The following is a 10064-nucleotide window of genomic DNA, read 5'->3' as shown; positions in this document are numbered from 1 at the left end:
GGAGAAGATCAAGCAGGGCCGCATCGCCGTCCTGGCCGCGCATCTGCCGGCGATCATCGATGCTTCCAAGGATTATGTGAAAGCGCATCCGGGAAGCGACTACGTGCCGGTAGGCCCGCTGGAGCGCGCCGGCGCCGAGCCGGACCGGCCGGTCGATCTCGGCATCCAGGGCAACAACGTGACCGTCATCACGAAGGCATGCAAAAACGTCGACGCCGCGCTGAAGCTGCTCGATTTCCTCGCGTCGGACGAAGGCTTCAAGCTGGTCCGCTACGGCGTTGAGGGCGTCCATTACGATATGGTGGACGGCAAGCCCGTCGCCAAGCAGGAGTTCTTCGACAAATTCGCGAGCGATACGACGGGCAAGGCCAAGAAGAACGAAGGCTTCAGCATCGGCTATGAGGATATGACCGGCCAGGACCGCTTGAATTCTCTTGGAGGCGACATCTGGGCGGATCAGGACCGGATCGCCAAGATGGACAACGCGCGCAAGATTTTGCGCCCGAACGGCATCTCGGTCATCTCGGCCTACAACCCCGGCGATGTCATGGCCAAGTCGCCGCAGTGGGAGGCGCTCAAGCCGTCCATGGATAAGATCGGGGACGTATGGAAGGAAGCGATCTTCGCCAAGTCCGACGATGCGGCGCTCAAGGTCATCGGCGCGCTGCGCGACCAGATGAACAAGACCGGTTATCCGGATGCAATCAAGTACGTGAACGACAACCTGAAGGGCAAGGAAGTCGTCAAGCTGGCGATGCCGAACTGACCCTGAGTCCGCAAGGAGCGGGGAAGCCGGAGACGTACGGGAAAGGCTGCGGGCGGGCTTGAAACCGCAGCGGGAAAGGGGACGGGCGAATTTGAACCGGAACGGGCAGGAAAGGCAGGAGTGGACGGGATTCCAGGAATCCCGTCCGTACGGGCCGAAGTATGATCTGCGTACCGACTTCGTCATGGTGTACGGCATCTCGGAGGATCTGCCCCGGCGGATCGAAGGGTGGAAGAAAGCCAGCTACAGCATCCATCTCATGACCGGCGTCTCCTGGGGAGAGTACCAGGATTATCTGTACGGCCGCTTCGACGGCCGGGAGCATTGGGATGAAGCGCAGACGGAGTCCTCCGGCGGCCGTCTGCTGCATGGCAAGGATGTGCCGTACATGGTGCCGACGATCTCGTTCGCCGACTATCTGGCCGCGCAGATCAAGAAGGCGATCGACTGCGGCGTCGAGGCGATCCATCTGGAGGAGCCGGAGTTCTGGGCGCAGGCGGGCTACGAGGAGGCGTTCAAGCGGGAATGGCTGAACTATTACGGGGAGGAGTGGCAGGAGCCGCATTCCTCGCCGGATGCCCAGTACCGCGCCTCCAAGCTGAAGGCGGCGATGTATTACCGCGCTCTCGACCGGATCTGCAGCGAAATGAAGGAGTACTCCCTCGTCGCCTACGGACGGAGGGTCCGGTTCTACGTGCCGACGCACAGCCTGATCAACTACACGCAGTGGCGGATCGTCAGTCCCGAGGCGCTGCTCGTCTCGATGCCGGCCTGCGACGGCTTCATCGCCCAGATCTGGACCGGCACGGCGCGCACGGCCAACGTCTACAAGGGAGTCCGCCGCGAGCGGACGTTCGAGACGGCGTACCTGGAATACGGCATCATGCAGGAGCTTACGCGCGGAACGGGGCGGGAGATGTGGTTCCTGCACGATCCGATCGAAGACAATCCGCGCTACAGCTGGAGCGACTACCGCCGCAACTACCGGGCGACGGTAGCCGCTTCGCTGCTGCATCCCGGGGTCAGCCGTTACGAGGTCTGTCCTTGGCCGTGGAGGGTGTTCGAGCTTCCCTACCCGACCGAGGACGGGAAAGGCAAGGAGACGATTCCCGGCGGGTACGCCACCGTTCTGCTGACGGTCATGAACGTGCTGCGCGACATGCATAACCACGACGAGGTGTCGGGGGCTGACGGCGGAGAGGCTGCGGAAACGGGCGGCATCGGACTCTGCCTCGCCAACTCGGCCATGTACCAGCGCGGCGACGTTCTGGCGGAGGGCGATGAGGGAGAGGGCTTCAACTACGACGGCACCGCAGCCGCAGGCGCCCTGACGGAGCGGCAGCAGGAGCTGCTCGACTGGTCGGCGTTCTACGGGCTGGCGCTGCCGCCGCTGAAGAAGGGCATTCCTCTTCGCCCTGTCCAGCTGGACAACATTCTGTCCTTCCCCGGTTATCTGGAGGGCTACCGGGTGCTGCTGCTCAGCTACGAATTCATGAAGCCGGAGCATCCCGGCATCCATCAGGCGCTCGGCCAGTGGGTGCGCGAGGGCGGCGTGCTGGTCTATGCCGGCGACGGCTCGGATCCGTTCCATCGCGTCAGCGAGTGGTGGAACCGGGGAGCCGGCAGCCGCATCTATGAGCGTCCCGAGGAGCATTTGTTCGAGTCGATGGGACTCGGGAGAAATCCGGAGGAAGGAGAGCATGCCGTCGGAGATGGAGCGGTTCTGTATCTGAGGTCCCATCCGGCCGGGCTGTCCCGTTCCCCGGAAGGCGCGGAGAAGGTGCTCGCCTCGATCCGGCGCGCGCTGGAGCTGCGCGGAGAAGCCGAGGAGTACAGGGAAAGCGGCATGCTGCGCATCCAGCGCGGCCCGTATGTGATCGCGCATGCGCTGGACGAGGAGGAAGCGGCGGGATCGGATGGAGCGGCAGGGGCGAATGCGGCAGAGGCTGAGATTGCAGCTGGAGCAAGTACGGCAGGATTCAATGAGGAGGCGGCTGCCGCGCCCGCGACAGGCAGGGAGGCCGCCACGGCGGCGGTGCTTCAAGGATCGTTCATCGATCTGTTCGAAGCCGATCTGCCCGTTCTGCAGCGGGTCGAGCTGGCGCCGGGCGAGAATTGCCTGCTCTATGACCTGAGCTATGCCGCGCAAGCGCCGAAGCTTCTGCGGGCTCTGCGCCGGAGGGAGGAGGCCGTAATGCCGGAGAGGCCGGCGGCTGCACGGCCGCGCTGCTTGCCAGCTCGTCGCGCATCCGGGACGAGCGCCGGGAAGGCTCCGTCTTCTCCTATGTGTCGGAGGCGCCGGCCGGCATCCTGGTGAGCACAAGGCTGCGGGTCCCTTTCAGTCCCGCCCGGGCATTGGCTGAGCCGGCCGATGATGGAGCATCCGGGGAAACGTCGGGGGAAGCGTCCGGCTCCGCCGGATTATCCGGCTGGATGGAGCCGGAGCCGCCGATGAGCTCTCCGTGGAGACCGCATTCGATTCCGCATCGTCCACGCTGCTTCTTCGGCATCCCGGCCGGCCGACCGGCGTCCGGATCACGTTGGCATGGAGTTGAATGGATGATGAGAAGCCGCCTTTCCCCTGGATAGGCGGCTTTTACTTTTCTTTAAACTCATGGGTAAAAAGACCTAATTATTTGAACCGGATCTTCCGTTAATAAAGATGTCGGTAGAAGAGGACAAATTCAGCCAAGAGGTGGATCATGAGTTCCGTCAAAATCATTCACAAAGCCAAGCGCATCCTGGAAATCGTATGGGCTGGCAACGTCGCTCCGGAGGAAGTCGATGCCATCAATGCGGAACTGCTGCAAATGGTGAAGGACGAGGGCATGAACGATTTCAGCCTTGTCGTCGACATGCGGGAGATGAAGGCGTTCACTCCGGCGGCGAGGGAGCGGCTGGTGGAGCATCAACGCGATATCAAGGCCGCGGGCTTGAGCGCGGCGGCTGTCGTCGTCGCCAGCAAGATCACCGAGCTTCAGCTGCGCCGCGCGGCTGCGGAATCGCAGCATTCGACCGAAACGCATTGGTCCTCCTATGAAGAAGCGCTGCAGTATTTGATTGAAAAAGCCTGATTGCCGGGAAGGGCCTAGCAGCCCTGCGGGGCATCCAGGCTTGAATCGGCGGATGGCGAAAAAAATATCCGGAACAGGCCCGTTCGCTCCATGGAGCGTCCCGGACCTGTTTTTTTATTCCTGGTCGAGACGGAAGGCGATGATGGCATTGCCGGACGTCCGTGTACAGTACAGTCCAGTCCATGGGCAGCGGCGCGGGAGCGGAAGTCAGGCGCAGCCTATCCTCCTGGAAATTTTTGTGGCATGATAGGGCGGGAGGGGATTCTGTGAAAGCAGGAGCGGCTTGGACCGGAATCGGATTCGTGCTTGCGCTGGCAGGATTGGCGCTGATTGTCCTGCTCCTGCTCGACGCGGCTTATATCCGCCGCAAGACCGCTCATCTGGATCTCATTCCGGAGTTCGGCGCTTTGAATATTTACACCAATACGATCTATGCCAACGTTTATCATTTTTTCATCGGGCTCGTCATGCTGCATCTCGTCCTTCTGAACACCCGCTGGGGCGGCCGCAAGGTCCCCTCCGGAGCGCGGAGCAGCCGGATCCGTACGGCACCTACGGCACCGCGATCGACTGCGGCGGGGAAGAGAGGCGCCGGTAGCTGCTGAACGGGCTGACGCAGAAGAGGGGCGGGAGCTGTCCCCCGTTCCATAGAGACGGCTGCGAAGGGACGGCTGCACGTCAGTTGGAATTCATGGAGATTACCTTGGAAAAGGAGGGGCAGGCATGCCGGAACAAAAAGGACTGGGGAAGCCGATCCTGACGTTCGCCGATGCGGCTCAATTTGACGCCTGGCTGGAAGAGTTCCACGGGGAATCGTCCGGCATCAGGTTGCGGATCGCCAAAAAAGGAGCCGCGAAGCATTCGATTGCGTACGAGGAAGCTCTGGAATGCGCCTTGCGCTGGGGGTGGATCGACAGCCGCAAGGAGAAGGCGGACGAGGACGGCTGGCTGCAGCATTTCACGCCGCGCCGCTCCGGGAGCGTCTGGTCGCGGATCAACCGCGACAAGGCGGAGCGGCTCATCGCCGAAGGGCGGATGCGGCCGCCCCGGCCTGGAGGCGGTCGACGAAGCGCGCCGCAGCGGCCGGTGGGACAAGGCTTACGAGAGCCAAAGCCGCATGGAGATGCCGGGGGATTTCGCGGCAGAGCTGGAACGGCGGCCGGCGGCCCGGGATTTTTTCGCCGGGCTGGACAGCCGGAACCGGTACGCGATGCTGTATCGCGTCCATCAGGCCCAAAAGCCGGAGACGAGAGCGGCCCGCATCCTCGCGTTCGCGGACATGCTTGAGCGGGGGGAACGGATTTATCCCAAGAAGTGAAAGCCGGGAATCAGACATGCGGCTCCAGCTTGGCCTGCAGCTCCGGAGAGACCGGGGTCATCGGCAGACGGAGCGTCTCGGAGGGCAGATGGCCCTGCCGGAAGACGAGGCGTTTGAGGGAAGCGGGGCGGGAAAGAAAAGATCCTCGCCGCACAACACCGGCTTGGTCGGGAAGGCGGTCAAGGCGCAGAGCAGGTCGAGGCTGCCGGAGGCATCCTTCAAGCCGATGACGCGAGCTCGCCGTTCTGCCGTTCGACCATCCCGATATCGGGTTGCACTTGCAGCGGGTCATCCATCCGAGAAAATGGATTTCCCGGGCGCCGGAGGCTTTCCTTGGCGGCCTGGCCGAAAAGTGAAAAAGATCGCGGTCCCTTTTTTGGAGGGGATGCGCGATCTTTTTTTGCGTGAGCAGGGATGGCTTGCGGCGTGCGCGCTTGGCCCCGGACGCGGCGCAAGGCGTTTTATTGGCTGGCAGGAAGCGGTTTGCCGAAGCGTCCGCGAAGGTTATTTCCCGTCCGTGCGCTTTTCCCCGTCAATCGGGACGATGAGCTTGTCCTTGTACTCCGGATGGCTGGCGCGATCGATGGCTTCGAGCTCCTTGGCTTCGCCATTGGAATCGATGGAGCCGTAATAGATATAATCGGCCATGACATTGTCCGTGAAGTAGTAGCCGGGAGCGATGCTTTTCGGCTTGGTTCCCTTTTCCTTGGCCGGCTGGCCGTAGATCTCGCTCCTCTGATAGACGGTCTGTGCGATACCATCCGCGTCGATGACAATGGAGGAAAGCAGCTGCTTGTACACCATCTCGTAGCGCAGCGCTTCGCCTGCCGGGAAGCTGTAGGTGACGGAGAAGCCTTCGCCCTCCACAGCCAGCGGGTCCTTCAGCGGGAGGACTGCAAGGGCGATCGCAGCCTGGCGGGCCGCAGCGAGATCGCCGCCCATGAGCGCGTCATAACTTTTCTGCCCCTTCGGCGTCCGGACGACCGTGCGGCTCTTGGCGCTGTCATAGGAGACGTAAGCCCCCATGCTCTCGCTTACGAACCGGACCGGCACATAGGTTTTGCCGTCCCGGATGACGACGGAGACGTCGAGCGGAACCGGCTTGCCGTTGACGCTCGCCGTCCTGGAGCCCTCCTTCAGCTCGATGACCTTGCTGCTGTCCTTGCTGGCGGCCCGCACGGTGCGAGTCTTGGCATCGTACGAGTACGTCAGCCAGTCCGGGTCCTGAAGGGAGCGGAGCTGGATCAGGATGCGTCCGCCTACGCGGAGAGCGGACGATTGGACCTGCCCGTCGATGAAGAGGAGAGGGGCGGGAGCCGCCGCTTTCGCTTCGGCCAGGCCGCTGCCCGGCAGGACCGCTCCCGCGATCAGCGCCGCAGCCGCGGCAGCTTTCAAGGCTTTGATTGGATTCATTTGATTTTTCCCCCGCTTTCGAATGAGTTTCCGTATAACTGACGTGAATGGAGGGGAAATGTTCCAAATGAAGGAAATATCCGGCCGGAACGGAGCCGGGGGACGGATGCCCTGGTCCTTAATTCGCCTCTGCTGCCTCCAGGACGACGAAGCCGTAGGGCGGAAGCTCGACAGCAAGCCCGCCGCCATTTTCCGTCCGGATGGAACCGCGTTCCTCGAAGTTGGAGAGGAGCGTCCTCCAAGCGGGACTTCGTCCGGCGGAATCGATCCCCGACGGAGCTGCCGGGAGCGCCGGCGAGGCGGCTTCAGGCCGGACGGCTTGTCCGGGCGAGGGGCTCGAAGCCGCGGCTTCGCCCTCCTCGCCGAACCCGCGGAAGGAAAGAGGCTGAGCGGCATCGCTGCCGTGCGGAGGCGCCGAGCCGAACCGCAGGCTCGCCGTCCCGCCGCGGGCGTTCATCGCGATGAGCAGGCGCTGTCCGCCGCCCTTGCGCTCGTAGGCGAGCGCGCCTTCCCCCCGGCTCTGCCAGCAGGAAGCGGAGTCCGGCGCTCCGCAGCGCGGGAGAGGAGCGGCGCAGGGCGATGGCCGCCTTGTAAAAGGCGAGCAGGTCCGCGTTTTGCCGATCGGCATCCCATTCCATGCATTTGCGGCAGCCGGGATCGCCGCCGCCGTCGAGGCCGACCTCGTCCCCGTAATAAATGCAGGGCGCGCCGGGATAAGCGAGCAGGAACAGGGCGGCCAGCTTCATCTTGGGGACGCTGCCGCCGCATATCGTCAGCAGGCGCGGCGTGTCGTGGCTGCCGAGCAGATTGAACGCCGCCTCGGTCGCCTGGCGCGGGTAGGCGGCCAGCTGGCGGCCGATCGCATCGGCGAATTCGCCGGCCCCGATGTCCTCCTGGGCGAAGAATTCCAGCACGGCGCTGGAAAACGGGTAGTTCATGACGGCGTCGAACTGGTCGCCCTGCAGCCACATTATGGAATCGTGCCAGATTTCGCCGAGAATGTACGCATCGGGTTTGGCCTCCTTGACGGTCAGGCGGAATTCGCGCCAGAACCGGTGATCGACCTCGTTGGCCACGTCCAGGCGCCAGCCGTCGATGCCGATCTCCTCGATCCAGTACCGCGCGACCTCCAGCAGGTACTTCTTGACCTCGGGATGGGCCGTGTTGAGCTTGGGCATGAGCGGCTCGAAAGCGTAGGTCTCGTAAGGGGAGAGCCCGCCGCTGCCGCTCGGCCACGGACGCCTGTGGAACCACCCGGCATAGCGGGAGCGCTCCCCGTTCTCCAGGGCGTCCGCGAACGGCGCGAACGATTGCCCGCAATGGTTGAAGACGGCGTCCAGCAGCACGCGTATCCCGCGCGCATGGCAGAGGTCCACGAGCTCCTTCAGCTTGGCGTTGGTGCCGAAGCGGCGATCGACCCGCATGTAATCCTGCGTGTCGTATTTATGGTTGGTCTCGGCTTCGAACACGGGCGTGAAATAAATCGCGTTCACGCCGAGCTCCGTCAGATGGTCCAGACGGTCCATCACTCCCTGGAGGTCTCCTCCGAAAAAACTCTCCTCCGTAGGCTCCCCTCCCCAAGGCAGCGTGCCTTCGGGGTTGAGGGACGGGTCGCCGTTCGCGAACCGTTCGGGGAAGATCTGATAGAACACCGCATCCTTCACCCAGGCGGGGGGCTCGAACACATCCGCGGGGTTCAAATAGGGGAACTCGAACAGCGCCGGCGGATTGTCGGGAAGCTCCTCGAAGAAGCCTGCTTCGGTCCTATAGAGCGTCCGGCCGCCGGAATAGAGCTTGAAGGCGTAGCGGAGGCGGCGGAAGGCGGGGGTGACCGCCGCTTCCCAATAATCGAACATGGCGTCGCTCGCGAATAGGCGCAGCTCGATGTCCGTAACCGTCTGCTCCCATCCATACTTGTCGCCGGCTGCTGCCTGTACCCGGTCGACGTCGCCGCGCTTCGTGCGCAGGCGCAGATGCACCGTTTCCCTGTCATACGCGTAGGCCCAGTTCAGCTTGGGCCGGTGATAGACCGCTTCCAGCAGCATCGTCATCTCTCCCTGATCGTTCTGGTTGCGCCGGATACCGCCCTCATAGGGCAGGCGGACATCCAGCTCCAGACATAAAATACCATTCCGATCCGCTTTCCAAACAAGGGAGAGGGCCGCGCCTCCGGCAAGCGGAAGCGCGAGGCTGAGTTTGCCGGGAGCCTCCGTCTCCAAGGACGCCGGACGTCGTCCTCCCAGCCTCGGCGCGGCTTCGGCAGCTGGATGATTTTTCTCCTTGCATAGGGAACATACATTCGGTATATAATACGTCTAGAGTCAGATGCGAACATACATTCGATCGACAGGGAGAGGGGAAGTCTCCGCGAGCCCGCTCCCGCAGAACAGGAGGTGCGCGGTGGAGAGAGTGATCATGCTGGCCGACTGCCAGTCGTTCTACGCTTCGGTAGAGAAGGCGGCGCATCCCGAATATCACGACAAGCCGGTTGCCGTGGGCGACCCGTCCCGGATGAACGGCATCGTGCTGGCCGCCTGCCCGATGGCCAAGCCCGCGGCGTGACGACGGCCTCGCGGGTCGGAGAGGCGCTGGCCCATTGTCCGGAGCTGGTCGTCATCCGGCCGCGGATGGCCATGTACATTGAAGTGTCCCTGTTCATCACGAAGATATTCGAGACGTACACCGATCTCGTGGAGCCTTACAGCATCGACGAGCAGTTCCTCGACGTCACCGGCTCGGCAGGCTACTACGGCTCGCCGGACGAGATGGCGCGCAATATCCAGAACCATATCCAGCTGTCCACGGGCATCTGGTCGAGGGTCGGCATCGGTCCCACCAAGATCCTCGCCAAGATGGCGACGGACAATTACGCCAAGAAAAGCCCGGAAGGCGTCTTCGAGCTGAATCCCGGCAAGCTGGAGTCGACGCTGTGGACGCTGCCCGTGCACCAGATGTTCATGGTGGCCTCGCGGATGACGAGGCATTTCACGCGGATGGGGCTGAACACGATCGGGGACATCGCGCGGCTGGACTTCTCCGAGTTCAAGCGGCGGATGCGGCTGGAGATGGGCAAGCAGAGCGACATCCAGGCGGGCTATTATTGGCAGACGGCGAGAGGGATCGATCCCAGCCCGGTCGTCACCGGCATCCGCCACCAGCTGAAGTCGGTCAGCCACGGCAAGGCGCTGCGCTGGCGGCTGTACCGCCATCTGCCCGACATCGAGGTCGTGCTGCTGGAGCTCGTCGTGGAGGTATGCCAGCGCACGAGGCGGCATGGCTGCATGGGCTCGGTCGTCTCGGTCGCCGCCATGGAGACCGACGGCGAGCGCTCGTCCTGGTTCAGCCGCCAGCTGACGCTGCCCCAGCCGACCTCGCTGACGCATGAGGTCGCTGCGGCGGTTCGGGAGCTGTTCGTCCGGCATTGGAGCGGCCTGCCGGTCGGCCGGCTGAACATCTCCCTCTCGGGCTGACGGACGACAGCGTCATGCAGCTG

General features: G+C 63.4%; 7 protein-coding genes and 2 pseudogenes. 7 read left to right on the top strand and 2 right to left on the bottom strand.

Features of this window, described 5'->3' with window-relative positions; genetic code table 11:
- From BN871_RS28720 to BN871_RS30070, 5 genes and pseudogenes are all read left to right on the top strand, one after another.
- Positions 1 to 766 (top strand): annotated as a pseudogene (locus BN871_RS28720) (ABC transporter substrate-binding protein); the annotation flags it as partial.
- A 91-nt stretch (positions 767 to 857) separates the two neighbouring features.
- Positions 858 to 3083: a hypothetical protein gene (locus tag BN871_RS25625; protein WP_053087057.1), complete on the top strand. Its 2226-nt coding sequence runs from the start codon at positions 858 to 860 to the stop codon at positions 3081 to 3083.
- 385 nt (positions 3084 to 3468) lie between these two features.
- Complete coding sequence (locus tag BN871_RS25615) at positions 3469 to 3840, top strand: hypothetical protein (protein ID WP_048749960.1); 372 nt, start codon at positions 3469 to 3471, stop codon at positions 3838 to 3840.
- 266 nt (positions 3841 to 4106) lie between these two features.
- The gene (locus BN871_RS25610; protein ID WP_048749957.1) at positions 4107 to 4445 is read left to right on the top strand and encodes a hypothetical protein; all 339 of its coding nucleotides are present in this window, start codon (positions 4107 to 4109) and stop codon (positions 4443 to 4445) included.
- Positions 4446 to 4609: 164 nt separating this feature from the next.
- Complete coding sequence (locus tag BN871_RS30070; RefSeq protein WP_332310252.1) at positions 4610 to 5158, top strand: YdeI/OmpD-associated family protein; 549 nt, start codon at positions 4610 to 4612, stop codon at positions 5156 to 5158.
- Positions 5159 to 5662: 504 nt separating this feature from the next.
- Here the strand turns inward: BN871_RS30070 and BN871_RS25595 are convergent.
- The gene (locus BN871_RS25595; protein ID WP_048749953.1) at positions 5663 to 6571 is read right to left on the bottom strand and encodes a copper amine oxidase N-terminal domain-containing protein; all 909 of its coding nucleotides are present in this window, start codon (positions 6569 to 6571) and stop codon (positions 5663 to 5665) included.
- Between the two features lie 305 nt (positions 6572 to 6876).
- The gene (locus BN871_RS25590; protein WP_053087055.1) at positions 6877 to 8790 is read right to left on the bottom strand and encodes a glycoside hydrolase family 13 protein; all 1914 of its coding nucleotides are present in this window, start codon (positions 8788 to 8790) and stop codon (positions 6877 to 6879) included.
- Positions 8791 to 8896: 106 nt separating this feature from the next.
- Between BN871_RS25590 and polYB the strand changes: the two are divergent.
- Both polYB and BN871_RS29520 read left to right on the top strand, forming a co-directional pair.
- Positions 8897 to 9375: pseudogene (gene polYB / locus BN871_RS29525) on the top strand (DNA polymerase IV); the annotation flags it as partial.
- Positions 9376 to 9423: 48 nt separating this feature from the next.
- Positions 9424 to 10041 carry a hypothetical protein gene (locus BN871_RS29520; protein WP_332310253.1) on the top strand — a complete coding sequence of 206 codons (618 nt, stop codon included), beginning with the start codon at positions 9424 to 9426 and terminating at the stop codon, positions 10039 to 10041.
- Positions 10042 to 10064: the final 23 nt, after the last annotated feature.

The sequence above is a fragment of the Paenibacillus sp. P22 genome (assembly GCF_000469945.2).
In the GTDB taxonomy this organism is placed as follows: domain Bacteria; phylum Bacillota; class Bacilli; order Paenibacillales; family Paenibacillaceae; genus Paenibacillus_O; species Paenibacillus_O humicus.
This window is presented reverse-complemented; position numbering and strand designations above follow the sequence as displayed.

Coding starts and splice junctions, on each gene's coding strand:
- BN871_RS25615 (WP_048749960.1), top strand. CDS start 3,469: ATGAGTTCCGTCAAAATCATTCACAAAGCCAAGCGCATCCTGGAAATC.
- BN871_RS30070 (WP_332310252.1), top strand. CDS start 4,610: ATGCGGCTCAATTTGACGCCTGGCTGGAAGAGTTCCACGGGGAATCGT.
- BN871_RS25595 (WP_048749953.1), bottom strand. CDS start 6,571: ATGAATCCAATCAAAGCCTTGAAAGCTGCCGCGGCTGCGGCGCTGATC.
- BN871_RS29520 (WP_332310253.1), top strand. CDS start 9,424: ATGGCGACGGACAATTACGCCAAGAAAAGCCCGGAAGGCGTCTTCGAG.